Below are 15423 nucleotides of genomic sequence, written 5' to 3' on the forward strand. Positions count from 1 at the left end.
TCGGGGGCGAGCGACGCCGCGGGGAATGCCTATGCTGCGCAGATGGAGTCAGACGCGGTGACGTTGGAACGGGCACTGGCCGAGACCCGGACCGGCGATATCTGGTTGTTCCGTGGGGCCTCAGGGCCGGATCGCACCATCCAGACGCTGACCAACGCGCCGGTGAACCATGTCGGCATGACGGTCGCCATCGACGACCTGCCGCCGCTGATCTGGCACGCCGAGTTGGGCGACAAGCTGGAATGCGTGTGGAGCGGAAGTCATCACCGCGGCGTGCAACTCAACGATCTACGCCAGGCCGTCGAGCGCTGGGTGTATGTCTACGGGCAACGCTGCTGGCTGCGGCAGCTGACCCCGTACGCCACTCGCGAACAAGAGGACCGGCTGCTGAAGGTGGTGGCCCGCATGGACGGTACGGCGTTCCCGACCACCGTCCGGTTGACCGCCCGATGGTTCCGCGGCCGGGTACCGGTGGTCAGCGACTTCACCCGCGGAATTCCCTTGGTAGACCGCAAGGTTCGCGAGTCCGCTCAACGCCACAAGACCCGTCGCCGGGCATCCGGTCTGGAGAGCGCCTACTGTGCAGAGACTGTCGCAGTCACCTACGAGGAGATGGGTTTGATGAGCACCGAGAAGCGGGAGAACTACTTCGATCCGGGCTCATTCTGGAGCGGCGATTCACTGGCGCTGACGGCCGGCTACCGGTTGGGCGACGAGGTCGCCGTTCTCGCCTGACGGCGCAAATGGCGGTCAACCGCCAAATGAACCTGAGGCCGTCCAGAACCGTGTAGTGGGTGTCAGCCGTGACGACATCGGTCCGCCGGCACGCCAACGTTGACGCATAACCCATTTCGGGGAACACCGGCCTTCAGGAGTACGTCATGAGAAGCAAAATCACGCTCGTTGCATCGCGGCTGGCGGCCGCCACCATTGGCGGGGCCGTGGTATTGGCCCCGCTCGCTGCTGTTGCGGCGACCCCACTGGCCGCACTCGCCGCCGGGATATCGGCCCCGCTGGCAGGCACCAACACCGACCCAGGGGTGTCGAACTCACCAGGTCAGCGCCGCGACCCGAGCGCCTTCGGCTGGCATTCAGACAACCACGACGAGATCGACCAATCGGCCGGCGGCATCGACGTCCCGTTCTGATCAGCCCTCAACGGGCCATCGGGACGTCAGGCCAACTCGAGCTGTAGACGTTTGAGCCGCCGTACCAGCAGGCTGGGTAGCCACCTGCCGGTCTCGGCGGCCCGGATGTCCGACGTCCGGTCCAGCAACTGCCCCACCACAACCTTTGCCTCCAAACGCGCCAGCGCGGCCCCGACGCAGAAGTGCACACCCTTGCCAAAAGTGATGTGCCCCTTGCCAGATGGCCGGTCCAGCCGGAACTCTCCGGGTTCGTCGAAGTGCGACGGATCGCGGTTGGCGGCACCCCACAACAGCAGCAGTCGTGAGCCCGCGGGAAGTTCGACGCCGCCCAATTCGGTGTCGGTGACAACGTGCCGGTAGTGCCCGCGGAACGGCGGCTCGTAACGCAGAGTCTCTTCCAAGAAGGCGCCGAGGCGCTCAGGGTCCTCGCGAATCTGCTGCTGGACATCAGGTCGGGTCGCCAGAATGTGTGCGGCCGAACCGATGAGCGATGCGGTCGACTCACCACCGGCACTGAAAAGCGTGATCATCATGGTCAGGGCAGCCAGGTTGTCCAGTTCACCGGAGGCACAGCTGGTGGCCAGATCACCCAACAGGTTGTCCTGGGGGTCTGCGGCCGCCCGCGCGAACTGCTCGTTGATGTAACCGGAGAGCTCCATGACAGAGACTCCGGCTTCAGCCATCTGTTCTTGTGTGACAAGGCCTTCCACGACCTGCGTGGCCGAGTAACCCCAGCGGATGAGCTTGTCGATGTCGGAGTCGGGAACGCCGATGATGCGGCCGACGATCAGCATCGGCAGTCGGTTGGCGATGGCGCCCATCCATTCGATTCCACCGCCGTCGACATTCGCATCCCACAGCGCCGCACCCGTGTCGGCGATGAACGGCGCGAATTCCAGGATGCGTTTGGCCGCCAGCTGTGGAAGCAGCAACTTGCGGTGTAACGCGTGGCTCGGATCGTCGGCAGTGGCCAGCGCCTGGGTGGGGCCTCCGAGTTCGCCCATCACGAATTCGGTTACCGCGCCGCCGGGTTGGTACATCATGGTGGCCGTCAGGTTGGACGAGAAGTCGCCGGTGCGGCCTACGGCCTCGTTCACCGCTGCCCAACTGCTCACCGCGTAGAAACCTGAATCACCGATGGGATGCACCGGCCCGGTCTGGTGCATCTGCGCATACAGCGGATACGGGTCCTGGATGTATTCGTCGTCGAACAAGGCGAGGCCAAGGCCGTCTGTCATTCCCCCACGCTGAACTTCGCACGGGCTCCACGTCAACGACCCGCGAGAAAGTTGCGATGGACCATCTGTGGGGTGGGCAGTAGAAATCTCAGCGCCGGACGCTGATCAGCGAGGATACTGAAACATCTGCATCACTTCGTCTCAGTTTTGAGAAAGTGCGGTCTGGGCAACACAGGAGGTTGACCTATGGTTCGCGACGACTGGGTCGTCGGCGGCGATCGTCGTGCCGCCGCGGCCGACCGCATCTATGCCGCAGCCACAGACCTTGTCGTCCGAGATGGGTTGGACGCCTTCGACATTGACACCCTCGCGGCACGGGTGCACTGCTCACGGGCGACGATCTATCGCTACACGGGCGGCAAAGCCCAGATTCGCGATGCGGTGCTGATGCGATTGGCCACCGGCATCATCGACACGGTCCGGCATGCCGTCGACGGACTCGATGGCCCGGACCGGGTTGTCACCGCGATCGTCGTCGCGCTGAAACAGATCCGGGTGAATCCGCTTCGGCGATTGCTGCTCGGCGCTCGCAACTCAGTGGAATTTGCTGAGCTGCAAGACAATCCGATATTGAGCCAGCTGGCGGCCGAGCTGACCGGAACCACCGACCCGCAGGCTGCGCGCTGGATCGTGCACGTGGTCCTGTCACTAACGCAGCGGCCGATCGGCGACGATCAGACCGAGGAACAGATGATCCGCAAATTTGTCGCACCGGCCTTCGGTGCGTGAGGTCAGCGCGCACTCGACAGCCCGTCAGCCGCCGCCAGACACCGGGAGCTCGCCGGGTTCCTTGCGCCTGCGGCCGAACACCTGCACCAGCAGTTGGGCAGTGCCGGCGCCGAGCAGACCAACGAGTGGTGTGATCATCACCGGCAACGAGTAGGCCAACATCAAGTATCCGAAGCCAGCGCCAACTGCCAGTAGCGCGCACCGCGCGGGCGTCCAATGTGCGGCAACAGGAAGCCGAACCGCCAGCAGCGATCCGATCACCAGTGCGACCAAGTGTCCGACGTCAGTGAAGTCAGTTGTGCCCAGCGCCGCCAATAAGGCCACTGCCAGCCACCAGCCGACCCAGGCGGCTCTCCAGCGGGGCACAATCACCGCGGTGAGGGCCCCCAACACAGCGAAGGCCCCATAACTGATACCCACGTCGGTGGCACGGGCAACGGCGGCCGGTAACCATCCACATCCGATGGCCAGCGCCAATCCAGCCACCACCACGAGCGTCGCACCAAGATGGCCGAGCCAGAAGGTCACTATCAGGCGCCGACTGCGCCAAAACAACTCAGCGACTGCCAACAGGCAGACCAGTCCGGGCAACCACACATAGATGTAGCCGGTGGACGTGACAAACATGCTGCCGATCAAGGCACTTACGTGGCCCCGTCCGATGTTGTACACGTTGGTGCTCAAACCATTCACCACCGCGTCATCGACGCCAGGGCCCAAGCCCGTCAGGGTGAGTTCGCAGGCGAGCAGCACTATGGCATAGCTGATCGTCACCTGGACCAGCGAAACCTTAGAAATCACCTTCGACAGCACTACACCAACTATGCCTGAAGGTGACGCATAGGACCTTGGCTGATATGCACCGCCGAGCGTTCCACCGTGACTCGTGTCGGAAATATCACCGATTGTGGGGGCATATTGTGGGGGCATTGAGCCGGGTAATCCATCGGCAGCGGCCATAATCACGTCAGCTACGTGGGTACGGTGATAGAAGAGGTCCACGGCGATGGCAGAAGGCGAGAACGCCGCTAGATTAGACGAGGTTGCCGGTTCGGATTCGAGCCTTGGGCCGCCCGGCGGCAGTTCGCGGTCTTGGTGGGCCGCCCTGACCATCACAGCCATGGCCGGGCTGTCTCTTCTGCTTGTATGGCAACACATCGGACGCCCTGTGCGCTTTCGGGTCCTGTTCGACATGGCTGCGGCAGGTATCACGCTCACCATCGTGTGGCGGGCCGTCCTCGGCGGTCGACCGGTCACCGGCACTCACGCCGTGGTTTCGGGCTCCTTTGCGCTGGCGGCTCTGCTTGCGGCCGACACCGGACAACCTTTCGCCGCCGCGGCCTGCCTGGTCGCCAGCGGTTGGGTTTTGATCCGACCGAGCAACTCCACGACCGAACCGGGCGCCCTGATCCGAGTGCAATCCCTGGTCGATGACACCCATGACGACCCCCTGGCGCCGTTCGCCATGGCTGCCGGCAAAAGTTACGTGTTCAGTGGCGACTCCACCGCCGCGCTCGCCTATCGCGCCCTCGGCGGCTTAGCCGTCGTCAGCGGCGACCCGATCGGTGATGTCACGAAGTACCCGCAGGTGATCTCCCGGTTTTGCGCGCTGTGCCGGACGCGCGGGTGGCACATCGTGGTCCTCGGGGCTTCGCGACGCCAACTGAGCGCGTGGCGCGATGCGCCCGACATTGGCCACCGACTGACTGCCGTGCCGGTCGGACGCGACGTTGTGATCGATACCGACACCTTCAGTCTGTCCGGACGCACCAACCGCAATCTGCGCCAGGCAGTCAACCGCACGCACAATGCCGGAGTCACCACCGTAGTCGTGGCTGAACGTGAATTAGACAGCCGATTACGGACCGAGTTGATCGAGATCATGCGCGAGTCGGGCAGGACGCTCAGCGCCGAACGCGGGTTTTCCATGATGCTCGGTGACGCCCTTTCCGGGCACTACGGGGACGTGTGGCTGATCATCGCGCGCGACCGGCACGGACAGGCTCAGGGATTTCACCGCTATGTAGGGACGGGGGGCGGGTCAGACCTCAGTCTCGAAATTCCGTGGCGGCGCACCGGTGCCCCGAACGGAATCGATGAACGACTGACCGTTGACATGGTCGCGTGGGCTAAAGCACGTGGGGTACAACGTGTTTCGCTAGCTTTCGCACCGTTCCCAGGCTTGTTCGCCAAAGACGGTCAGCATCGCATCGTGCTACGGGTCGCACGTGTCGTGGCCCACGCGGGCGATCGGTTCATCAAGTTGGAATCTCTGTACCGCTATGTGCGCAAGTTCCATGCCCTGAGAGAGCGCCGGTATGTACTCGTCCCCCTCGCGCACCTCCCGACCGCTCTGGTGGTTCTGCTCAGACTCGAATTCGGACGCCACCGATCGCCCGTATCCGACGAGCAGACATGGCAAGGAACAGATGATCCGTAAATTTGCCGCACCGGCGTTCGGTGCGTGCGGTCAGCGCGCACCCGATGTGTCGACGGCCTCGATCCGCACCGGCACACCGGTCAGCCATGCCATGCCGGAGAGCTGTTCGACATCTTCCGGCGCGCTGGAGGTGAGCAGGTTGACGTTTGCGCCGCCTGCCCGGTTGGCCAGCTGCCAGTTCCCAGTTCCCTTGTGGCCCCAGCCATGTGGCACGGCAATGACCCCCGCCATGAGGTCCTTGGTCGTGGAGACCGGCACCGTGATCGATCCGTAGGGGGACGAGACCTGCACCAGGTCGCCATCGGCGATAGCCAGCTCCGCAGCGTCGTCGAGGTGCATGAGCGCCCGGTGCGACCGGTCGCCGCGCATCAGCAACGGGGCGTTGTGCATCCACGAGTTCTCCGAACGTGTCTCACGCATGCCGATCATCCGCATCGGGTAGCCCTCGGGCGGCTGCCGGTGCGCGAGTTTGTCGACCTCGTCGGCGATCCCCGGATGTGCCAGCTTGATGCGTCGGGAGAGATACCCGACGACATTGCGGAGGACGCCGGTCCGAACATGTTGCGCCACAACCACTCCGTGCGGATGCTGTTCAGTAAGCCGCCGCAACGTCAGGCCACCACGACGTAGACCGAACCGGTCGCCGCCCTGGGACATCCGGATCAGGGCATCCATCAACATTCGCGGAGTAAGTGATATGCCGAAGTATCCCAGAGCTTTTCGCATCACGGTGAGCACTGCGAACGCCGGCACCGAACGCGTCAGCCGCTGCGTGAGGTCCTCGACAATGTCCCATTCCGTCCGCGCCTCACCTGCTGGAGCCACCACCGCCTCGGTGGCCTGACGGAACGGGGTGGCTTGGAATGCCTGGAAGGTGTAGGGGAAATCGTCACGTTCGTACATGGTGGTGGTGGGCAGGATGTAGTCGCAGTGCGCCGTGGTCTCAGTGACGTAGAAGTCAAGCGCCACAGATAATTCCAGGTCTTCGAACGCGGACTCGAGTTCCGGACCATTCGGCACCGACAGCACGGGATTACCCGCTGAGACAAACAACGCCCTGAGCTGTCGCTCGCCCGGGGTGGCGATTTCCTTGGCCAACAGTGCGGCGGGTTCGGTGCCGATGGCATTGGGCATGGTGCCGATGCGAGACCGGCTGCGCCGGTACGAGCGCCGCAGGACCAAACCCATCATGGTGTTCTGCCAGCGCCCGCCCACCGTCTCCATCGAACTGAAGACCGAACCGCCGGGTGCGTCCAGGTTCCCCGCAACGAGATTGACCGCGTCGATGAGATACGTGGTGAGCGTGCCGGACCGTCCGATGCAGGTACCCAGCCGGCCGTAGACCGCCGCACGTTCGGTGCGAACCAGATCGTGTGCGAGCGCCCGGACCGCGCCGGCATCGACGCCGGTTTGCGGGGCGGTCATCTCCGGGGTGAATGGCTCCGATAGCGCACGCAGCCAGTCGATTCCGTCGGCTTTGCGGCTCACGGCGGCGTGATCGACAAGGCCGTCGGCGAACATCACCTGCAAGAGGGACAGCAGCAGAAGGGAGTCGGTATCCGGGACGATACCCAGCCATTCGAACGCGGCCGCCGTCTCGGTGCGACGCGGGTCGATGACCACGACGCGTCCACCGCGCTTGACGATATCGTGCATCCGGTCCTTGATGCGCGGTGCGGTGAGGAAACTGCCATGTGAAACAACCGGATTGGCGCCGATCATCACCAGCAGATCGGTCCGGTTCAGATCGGGTATCGGCACGGACGTCGGCACGCCGTAGAGAAACTGGCTGGCGATCAGCCGGCTGTTGGTGTCTTGCGACGACGACGTGAAGTAGTGGCTGTGGCGCCCAATTCCCTTGATGAACAACAGCGCAGCGAACACGTGCCCGTAGCTGAAGGCTGCCGGGTTGCCCATGTACCAGCCGACAGCTCCCGAACCATACGTCCGCAGAATGATTTCCAGGCGGGAAGAGATGTCTGCCAGCGCCACGTCCCAGCTGACAGGCTCGAATCCGGTCGGCGTGCGACGCAGCGGCGTGGTGACCCGGTCCGGGTCGTTGTGCACCTCAGAGAAGGCGATGCCTTTCTGGCAGGCGAAACCCGAAGAGAGCGGGTGGTCCTTGTCCGGCCGAAGCGCGACCAGCCGCCCGTCCTCGACGGTGGCGATCATGCCGCACAGCGGCTCGCAGATGCGGCAGAAAGTCAGCTTGTGTTCCGTCGTGGGCGTCACCATCGCACCATACTGAAAGATTTACAGTTTGGATTACGAATTCGGCAGGCTTTACGCCTCGAGCAGCCGTTTCGGGTGCATACCGTCGACCTGCCCCACGAACGGCGGGTGAATGCTGTAGCCGAGCATGCGGCGAATGTCTTCCGAAACCCTGCGCACGGTGTCCCGGGTCATCGACAGCGTGAATGCCTCCTGCGGCCGCAACCACGGTTCGCAGTACTGGGCGGTGACGGCCAGCCGCGGGCGGTCGGAGCGGTTCGCGCCGCCGCCGTGCCACAAGGTGCCCGGGAAGAACACACAGGACCCGGCGCTCATCACGACGGGTTCGCGCTCGGAGCCCTCGGGCATCTGGTCACCCCATCGGTGGCTGCCAGGAATGATGTCGGTGGCTCCGTTGTCTGCGGTGAAATCGTCGATTGCCCAGATGGTCGCCGCGCCGAGGGCGGCGCGCGGACGCGGCAACGGGTAGAAGCTGTCGTCGGTGTGCAGCATCTGCGCCTGCTCGCCCGGCAGAATGTTGATCACCTGCAGCATCGACAACAGGTAGTTCGGCATGAACATCCGGTCCAGCAGTGCCAGCACCCGCGGGTGGTCGGCAATCACGTCGCACGCCGCTGTCTTGTTCAGGACGCTGTACACACGCTGGGTTGCGTGGCCTTCAAATCCGTTGCGGCCGTGGCGATCCAGCAGTGGGGCGACTGCTTCCCGAATCTCGTCGAGCTGAGCGGGCGTGAGCAGATTCGGCAGGATCACGTACCCGTCGCGCTGCATCGCAGTCAGATCAGCCTCGGCAAGCGCAGGGTCGACGGTGGCGCCGCTGCTTTCGGTTCGGCGGTACGTCCCAGCCAGATCGCCGCTCAAATCCGTCAGCGACGTCACCTCAGCACTCATTGCCCACTCCCGCCGAAACATAACTGATTTCTGTTATGTTCTGGACTATGGCACGAGCTCCGATCGGGCGTCAACAACTTCTCACTGCCGCCCGCGAGGAATTGGTGCGGGGCAACGGCGTGCTCGAGCTCAGTGCCCTCACCCGCCGCGCACAGCTCAGTACCGGTGCGCTCTACCACCACTTCGGGTCCAAGAGCGGGCTGCTTGCGGCGATCTACGACAGCTTCTACGACGGGCTCCGCCATGCCATCGCTGATTCGCTTCTGCCGGCCAATGCCGACTGGGGCGTCCGCGAACACGACCGCACCCGCCGGTTCGTCGCCTACCACTTCAACGATCCGTTGGCGCCGGTCCTGCTGGGCCGCGCGGCGCTCGACCCCGAGCTCGCCGAACTCGAGGCCGTTCACCTGCAGACCATGAGCGAGATCGCGGCCGACAACATCCGCCGCGGCCAGGAACTGGGTCAGCTGCCGGCCGATATCGATGCCGCCAGCGCCGGCGCCTTCGTCATCGGCGGACTGCGGCACAGCATCGCCCAGCAACTTCGGGCCACACCACGAGCCGACCCGGATCAAGCTGCCGAACGACTTTGGCATCTGACCGCTGCCGCGCTCGGCATAGCATGATCCTGCAACCCCGACACGTTGTCGCAGAACGTAATGCAAAGATCTCGCGTCAAACGTGCCCGTGATCTGCCGCAAGTTTCACGGCATCTTCGAGTGCCTTCTCCAGATCGCGGGCAGGATCCTCGGTCAGCATCGAAGGCTGGAACCGCAGTTCGTCGACCTGCTGTATTCCAGCTTGATTGAGCCACATCCGCAGGTAGGCGGCGTGATGGTCGACCCCGAACGCGGGTTCGGCCACACCCTGCGCGTAAACGCCAGACGTCAGCGCCAGAGTTGCGTGTTTGTTCTTCAGCAGTCCTGTGTAGCCGGACTGGGGATCCAGACTCCAGAGCATCCCGGGCTGATGAATCAGGTCGATGTAATGCTTGAGCCGGTAGGGAACGCCCGAGTTCCACATCGGTGATGCGATGAGATACCCGTCGGCAGACATGAAGCGCGTTGCAATTGCCACGATTTCATCCCAGGCGGTCTGTCCGGTACCGTTTTGCGCCGCACCGGTAATGACGTTCATTTTGGCGGCTGCCTTGTCGCCGTCGAACGGGGGAAGTTCGGTGTCCCACAGGTCGAGCCTGTCGATCTCCAGGTCAGGATTGGCTGCATGTAGCGCATCCAAATAGGCGGTGGCGATCTGAATCGACTTTGAATCCTCTTTGCGCGGGGACCCTTGAATGTATAGCAACTTGGTCACGGTCGAAATCCCTTGATGTCAGCGGCCCGAAGGCACTTCGGCAAAACCCGGCTCTCCCCCGTCGACAACGGAATTGAACCGGATGCGGGTTTGCAGGCGCTCATTGATTTCCTGGATCGCACTGTCCGGCAGCGCTGTGACATCAAAGTTTTCGGCGATCCGCGTGGGCGTCACCGATGCCGTGAGAACCGCACTGCCGCGCTGAATTCCCCAGGCCAGCAACACCTGCGCCGGAGTCTTGCCGAACTGCTGCGCCATCGAAACGATGAGCGGATCGTCGAGCAGCCTGGGTTCCAGTGCGTGACCCAGCGATGCGAACGCCAGCAGGATGGTGCCGTGGGCCTGGCACAGCCGGTGCAGTTCCCACTGTGGGTGATACGGATGCGACTCGACTTCGACGACAGCAGGTTTGATCCGCGCCGAATCGATGACCTCCCGGGCCTTTTCGGCACTGATGTCGGACAGCCCGATCGCACCGACGAGCCCTTCATCGACGAGGCTCTCCATCGCAGCCCAGGTTTCGCCCAAGGTGACGCCGCTGTCGTAGATCACCTCCCCATGCGCATCGCGGGGGTCCTGGTCATCGCCGGGCTGGAACGCGAACGGGGTGTGCACAAGGTAGAGGTCGACCGCGTCCAGACCGAGCCGGCCCAGACTGGCCTGCAATGCGGGCTTGACCCGCTCCGGGCGATGGTTGTTGTTCCACAGCTTGGTGGTCACGAACAACTCATCGCGACGCACCGTTCCGTTCGCAAACAACTCCTTGAGCGCCGTTCCGACCAGCGCTTCATTGCGGTACCTCTCGGCCGCGTCCAGGTGTCGGAATCCGGCTTCGACCGCGGTCTTGACCGCGGCCACAGTCTTGGTGTTGTCGGACAGTGAGGTGCCGAAACCGAGAGCCGGAATCGCCCCGCTGCCGTTGTTCAGCGGGAATGTGCGCTGCCGCAAATCGTCATTAAGCGTCATGGTTGGGGTCTCCTTTTCGGTGGATTTGATGATGCCGACTGGACTGCTGAAAATGTTCGGGGGCAACGTCTTTCGAATTGCGGCGCCGGTCACCGTAGGCTCCTCTCAAGAATGGCGACCGTATCGGCGGTGGTCCATACCGCGCTGGCGAGAAACCGAAAGTTCACCAACGCAGCCAGATACCCGTCACCTTCGGGCAGCCGCGGGCCGGCCGTGGCGTCTTTGACAACGGCTACCTCGAAACCCTGCTCGACGAGTTCGCGCAGATGACCCTCGACACACAGATTGGCGGCCATCCCGGCCAGCACCACCTGGGTCACGCCTCGCTTGCGCAGCTGCAGCACAAGGTCATTCGACTCGGGACCGACGATCTTGTGCGGCGAGGTGATGACGGTATGCCCGTCATGGATGTGGTGCCGGTACGCCGGCAGGAAGTCGGCACCGGATTCGGCGAACCCGTCCGTTGTGTAAGCGCCAGTACGCGCGAACATGCCGACACCGCCCATGAACTGTTCGAGCGGATCACCAAACTTCCACTGTTGATCGGTCGGATAGAAGTAGTGCGGCGACACAACGACCGTGACTCCCGCCCGTTTGGCGGCATCGAGCAGTTCGCCGATGTGCGCAACAGTGTCGTGTTCAACGATGCTCTCGCCGAACACTGCCCAGGACACCCCGTCGGCGCTGAGGAAATCGATCTGCGGATCGGTGATGACGAGCGCCGCATGTGCATGGTCGAGTACGAAGTTCGAACTCGGCAACGCTGGATGCGACGGTTCGGCGTAGCCAGTCGAATCTGTCATTGGGCGGCCCTCACGATCTGTGGATGTTGACTTCTCAACATTAGATGACCGGTCGTCTATAAATCAAGAGCTGCCGACAACTCGGGTTCGATAGCTCAACTCAGCGCAGCAGCGCCGGCAAAGTGACCGCCTCGAAGCGGTCGTACGGCGCGCGATTTCGCGCCACCTTGCCCCGCAGGGCCGCACCCTCCCAGGCTTCGATCAGCACGGACGCCAACTCAGTCGGTCCAAGATCGGTACGGATATCGCCGGAGTCGCCCTGCCCTGCCCGCAGACACTCGGCAAGGGCCTCATCCCAGCGGTCGAGAATGCGGGTCAGTTCCGCACGGACGGGTTCACTTGAACCTCCCAATTCCAGGGACATGTTCCCGACCAGACAGCCGAGCAGGAAGTCAGCGGACTCGTGCTCGTCGGCAAGCGCATGAAAGAACCGGGTGATGCGTTCCTGCGCCGGGCCGTCCGCATCCAGCACGGGCAGTATCCGCGCCTCGATGTCGGACCAATAGTGCTCGAGAATCGCCGCCGCGAAGGCTTCCTTGCTGGAGAAATAGGCGTAGAAGGACCCTTTCGGCACACCGGCGGCGTCGGTGATGTCCTTGACCCCACTGGCAGAAAATCCGTGAGCATGCACCAGATCCAGACCCGCAGCCAGCAGACGACGGCGGACTTCCGGATTTGGTGGACGCGGCATCCCCCAATCTTAGCCGACCGGTCGACTATTTTCGGGCGTTGCAGCAATGGCTGTTCGAAGCTCGGCATACGAAGAGACAAGCGCGTCGGTTGTGAACCGCCGATTGAGTCCGCTGGGGTTGGGCAGCACCCATGTCGTCACGCCGGCGAAGCGGTCCGCCTGCAGCCCGAACTCGATGTGTGGATCAGCCAACATCGTCGCGAGCGCGCGCTTTCCCAGGAAGGCAACGGCCCGTGGGCGTAACTGCCGGATTTTCTCCTCGAAACCTTCCTTCGCTGCACGAAATTCAGCGGGCGCAATGTCGCCGGCCCGCGGCGTCGACCGCGGAACGACCGCAGTGATGCCGCAACCGTATGTCAGTAGACATCGCTCATCTTGGGGTCGCAGGCGCACGTCGGTAAATCCGGAGCGGTACAGCACTTCCCAGAATCTGTTGGTTCGGTGGGAGAAATTGTGTCCGTCGGCGGCTGCGGTGCTCGCCGGATTGACCCCGCAGAAAATGACGTCCAACCCGGGACTGAGGAGGTCGGGGGAATATTGGCCCACACGACCGTTCTACCGCGCAGAACCGGCACGGCGGCCGCAGACTTGTTGCATGCACATGAATAGGTCAGGCCATGAATGAGCACGACCATCGGGCCGTCCTCGAAGCCCATTGGGCGGCATCAGACCAAAACGACTTCGATGCGGAACATCGGGCCTACCGATCCGACGCGATCCTCGAATATCCGCAGTCGGGCGAGCGGATCGTCGGCCGCGCCAACATTCAGGCCTCACGCGAAGCGCAGCCAAATGCCAAGCGCTTCACCGTCCGGCGGATCGTCGGTAGTGGCAACCTCTGGGTCAGCGAACTCGTCATGACCTACGACGGGCAACCCAATTACGTCGTTAGCATCGCGGAGTTCGACGACGGTGAAATTGCGCGGGAGACACAGTATTTCAGCGAGCCATTCACCCCAGGACCATCCCGTGCCCAATGGGTCGAACGGATCACGTGACGCCGCTGAACAGCGTCCGGGAACACGGACGGATCACCCCGGAACGGAAGCGAGATTCTCCGGGGCCGAGGTGATTTCGTCGATTACGGTGTGGATGAATCGCATCTTGTCGAGCACCGGCGGCGGCAACACGAACGGGTACAGATCGTCCTTGCCCATGGAGCGGTTCTCCATGTTCAGCGCCCATGCCAGCGGCAGCCAAAGCTCGATGATGCTGTCAAAACCGCTGGGCCCCAACGCGCGTCGTTGATAGGTCGCCGCAGCCGGCGCAAAGCCGAACGCGGCCGCGGTATCTAGCGTGTCGCGGATGTGCAGGTAATGCGCAAACGTCTCGGCCCAGTCCTCGGCCGGATGCATGGTGCAATACGAGGACACGTAGTTGTGCGGCCAGTCTTGCGGAGGACCCTGGACATAATGCCGATCCAGCGCGGCCTGGTAGTCGGCGTCCGGGTCGCCGAAAAGGTCGGTGAAATCGCGAAGGTACTTGGAGGACTGTCCAACGAGTCGGTAAAAGTAGTAATGACCGATCTCGTGTCGAAAGTGACCAAGCAGAGTCCGATAAGGCTCGTCCATCGAGATGCGCAGCTGTTCACGGTGTACGTCGTTACCCTCGGCCAGATCCAGCGTGATGACTCCGTCATGGTGGCCGGTCAGCACCTTCTGCTGGGTGCTCGACAACAGGTCGAAGGCCAGTCCGTAGGCAGGGTCGGCCTCACGCCCCACGATCGGCAGCTTCAACTCGTGCAATTCGACAATCAGGCGACGCTTGGCGCGTTCGGCGGCGGCGAACGCTGCGAGCGCCGTCGTATCCGCATCTTCGGGCCTGGTACGGGTCAGCGCGCAAGACGCGCACAGTGGCCGCGTCGGGTCCCGCGGTACCAGCCAATTACATTCGGCCACATGCAGATTCGCGCACAGATGATAGTTGCTCGCCGGCACCATGCCTGACTGCTCGGCGTCCTCGTCGGCGATCACCAGGAAGGCCATCTGTTCCAAGGAGAAGCCCAGCTTGCTCTGGCACGACAGGCAGACGGAGTTTTCGAAAGCCAGTCGCTGCCCGCAGTTCGGGCAGAGAAAATCGCGCATCGACCGATCCCTTCAACAGATTTGTCTTAGATCCAGAGTTGAGTGCCTCGATAGGTGCCGCAAACGTACGCCAGACCGCCAAACCCGGCTTGCCGGCAGCAATCGGAGCGCCCAGCCACCACCACTATTTGCGCCGGCACGGTCCACGCGTCCGCAAGTGAACATGTGGAATCCCGTTGATGCGGAATCCCATTGATGCGGTACCCCGACTTCATGAGCGGATGGTAGGGGCTGGGCGATCAGCTCCAAGCTTCGGCATCGCAAGACGTTGAAGCCAGAACACGACGTCGCGATTACCCGAGTCACCGAGATCGGGTAGCAATCTGCCAGGTGTTATCCCATCGGTCGCGCACCATGGCACGTCGATCGCCGTAGGGCTGGACGGTTGGCACCTCCAACGAGGTGGCGCCCCGGGCGATCGCACGTTCGTATGCGATGTCCACATCTGGCACGTACACATACAGCACAGCATTGGCGGGCGGCCGCTGGCCGGTGCTCGAAATCATTACGATCGATGTGCCGATCCGCATCTCCGCTGGACGATCTGGTGGCAACTCACCCTCACCACCCAACACATCCCGCACGAATTCAGCCAGAGCCTGAGGATCATCGACGATGATCCTCGGAATTACCGTCGGCCATCCGTCCGGCTCGCCACCCACGACGCGATTTTCACGCGCCACCACGACTGCGTCAATGGACACACCGTCTGTGCCCTCGTCCACCGGCGCCCAGACCGCCGCGCGGTCCCCGCTCGAACGCGGGGGATGAATGATTCTGCGGCATGTGGGTCTAGATGTACTCGGCAGGGACGTTGTTGACGATTCGGCTGTGAGAAGGGAGGACCTCCGGGCTTAGTGGAGATGTCTGACGTCTTCACACACTCG

17 protein-coding genes are annotated in these 15423 nt (G+C 63.1%); 6 read left to right on the top strand and 11 right to left on the bottom strand.

Translation table 11 applies throughout. From position 1 onward, the window contains the following. The first annotated feature begins 42 nt into the window (after window positions 1-42). Both M2432_RS11410 and M2432_RS11415 read left to right on the top strand, forming a co-directional pair. Window positions 43-735 carry a guanylate cyclase gene (locus M2432_RS11410; protein WP_280826914.1) on the top strand — a complete coding sequence of 231 codons (693 nt, stop codon included), beginning with the start codon at window positions 43-45 and terminating at the stop codon, window positions 733-735. Between the two features lie 146 nt (window positions 736-881). Then, window positions 882-1148, top strand: a complete 267-nt coding sequence (locus tag M2432_RS11415; RefSeq protein ID WP_280826915.1) for a hypothetical protein — start codon at window positions 882-884, stop codon at window positions 1146-1148. A gap of 26 nt (window positions 1149-1174) precedes the next feature. Here M2432_RS11415 and M2432_RS11420 read toward each other — a convergent pair whose 3' ends face one another. Then, complete coding sequence (locus M2432_RS11420; RefSeq protein ID WP_280826916.1) at window positions 1175-2386, bottom strand: cytochrome P450; 1212 nt, start codon at window positions 2384-2386, stop codon at window positions 1175-1177. Window positions 2387-2572: 186 nt separating this feature from the next. Here M2432_RS11420 and M2432_RS11425 point away from each other — a divergent pair, with 186 nt between their 5' ends. Then, window positions 2573-3115 (top strand): TetR family transcriptional regulator, encoded by a 543-nt coding sequence (locus M2432_RS11425; RefSeq protein ID WP_280826917.1) that lies wholly within the window; start codon window positions 2573-2575, stop codon window positions 3113-3115. A 24-nt stretch (window positions 3116-3139) separates the two neighbouring features. Here the strand turns inward: M2432_RS11425 and M2432_RS11430 are convergent, their stop codons facing one another. Continuing rightward, window positions 3140-3889 carry a rhomboid-like protein gene (locus M2432_RS11430; protein WP_280826918.1) on the bottom strand — a complete coding sequence of 250 codons (750 nt, stop codon included), beginning with the start codon at window positions 3887-3889 and terminating at the stop codon, window positions 3140-3142. A gap of 232 nt (window positions 3890-4121) precedes the next feature. Between M2432_RS11430 and M2432_RS11435 the strand changes: the two genes are divergently transcribed. Then, window positions 4122-5555, top strand: coding sequence for a phosphatidylglycerol lysyltransferase domain-containing protein (locus M2432_RS11435; RefSeq protein ID WP_280826919.1), 1434 nt, complete (start codon window positions 4122-4124; stop codon window positions 5553-5555). 30 nt (window positions 5556-5585) lie between these two features. Here M2432_RS11435 and M2432_RS11440 read toward each other — a convergent pair whose 3' ends face one another. Next, complete coding sequence (locus M2432_RS11440) at window positions 5586-7790, bottom strand: molybdopterin-dependent oxidoreductase (protein ID WP_280826920.1); 2205 nt, start codon at window positions 7788-7790, stop codon at window positions 5586-5588. Window positions 7791-7838: 48 nt separating this feature from the next. Further along, a complete protein-coding gene (locus M2432_RS11445) occupies window positions 7839-8678 on the bottom strand; it encodes a phytanoyl-CoA dioxygenase family protein (RefSeq protein WP_280826921.1) in 840 nt (279 codons plus the stop codon). A gap of 47 nt (window positions 8679-8725) precedes the next feature. Here M2432_RS11445 and M2432_RS11450 point away from each other — a divergent pair, with 47 nt between their 5' ends. Next, entirely contained in the window at window positions 8726-9304 is a 579-nt protein-coding gene (locus M2432_RS11450; RefSeq protein ID WP_280826922.1) for a TetR/AcrR family transcriptional regulator, read from the top strand. Window positions 9305-9353: 49 nt separating this feature from the next. On the opposite strand, the gene M2432_RS11455 is transcribed toward M2432_RS11450, so the two are convergent. The 5 genes from M2432_RS11455 to mug all read right to left on the bottom strand — a co-directional run bounded on the left by M2432_RS11455 (window position 9354) and on the right by mug (window position 12998). Further along, on the bottom strand, window positions 9354-9992 hold the full coding sequence (locus M2432_RS11455; RefSeq protein ID WP_280826923.1) for an NAD(P)H-dependent oxidoreductase: 639 nt from the start codon (window positions 9990-9992) through the stop codon (window positions 9354-9356). Between the two features lie 18 nt (window positions 9993-10010). After that, window positions 10011-10958 carry an aldo/keto reductase gene (locus M2432_RS11460; RefSeq protein WP_280826924.1) on the bottom strand — a complete coding sequence of 316 codons (948 nt, stop codon included), beginning with the start codon at window positions 10956-10958 and terminating at the stop codon, window positions 10011-10013. Window positions 10959-11047: 89 nt separating this feature from the next. Continuing rightward, window positions 11048-11761, bottom strand: coding sequence for a cysteine hydrolase (locus M2432_RS11465; protein ID WP_280826925.1), 714 nt, complete (start codon window positions 11759-11761; stop codon window positions 11048-11050). A gap of 100 nt (window positions 11762-11861) precedes the next feature. After that, a complete protein-coding gene (locus M2432_RS11470) occupies window positions 11862-12452 on the bottom strand; it encodes a TetR/AcrR family transcriptional regulator (protein WP_280826926.1) in 591 nt (196 codons plus the stop codon). 9 nt (window positions 12453-12461) lie between these two features. After that, complete coding sequence (gene mug / locus M2432_RS11475; protein ID WP_280826927.1) at window positions 12462-12998, bottom strand: G/U mismatch-specific DNA glycosylase; 537 nt, start codon at window positions 12996-12998, stop codon at window positions 12462-12464. 71 nt (window positions 12999-13069) lie between these two features. Between mug and M2432_RS11480 the strand changes: the two genes are divergently transcribed. Next, window positions 13070-13450 carry a nuclear transport factor 2 family protein gene (locus tag M2432_RS11480; protein WP_280826928.1) on the top strand — a complete coding sequence of 127 codons (381 nt, stop codon included), beginning with the start codon at window positions 13070-13072 and terminating at the stop codon, window positions 13448-13450. A gap of 33 nt (window positions 13451-13483) precedes the next feature. On the opposite strand, the gene M2432_RS11485 is transcribed toward M2432_RS11480, so the two are convergent. Beyond that, on the bottom strand, window positions 13484-14536 hold the full coding sequence (locus M2432_RS11485; RefSeq protein WP_280826929.1) for a putative zinc-binding metallopeptidase: 1053 nt from the start codon (window positions 14534-14536) through the stop codon (window positions 13484-13486). A 302-nt stretch (window positions 14537-14838) separates the two neighbouring features. Further along, window positions 14839-15240: a VOC family protein gene (locus M2432_RS11490; RefSeq protein ID WP_280826930.1), complete on the bottom strand. Its 402-nt coding sequence runs from the start codon at window positions 15238-15240 to the stop codon at window positions 14839-14841. Window positions 15241-15423 lie beyond the last annotated feature (183 nt).

The organism is Mycobacterium sp. OTB74 (assembly GCF_029892685.1).
In the GTDB taxonomy this organism is placed as follows: Bacteria; Actinomycetota; Actinomycetes; order Mycobacteriales; family Mycobacteriaceae; genus Mycobacterium.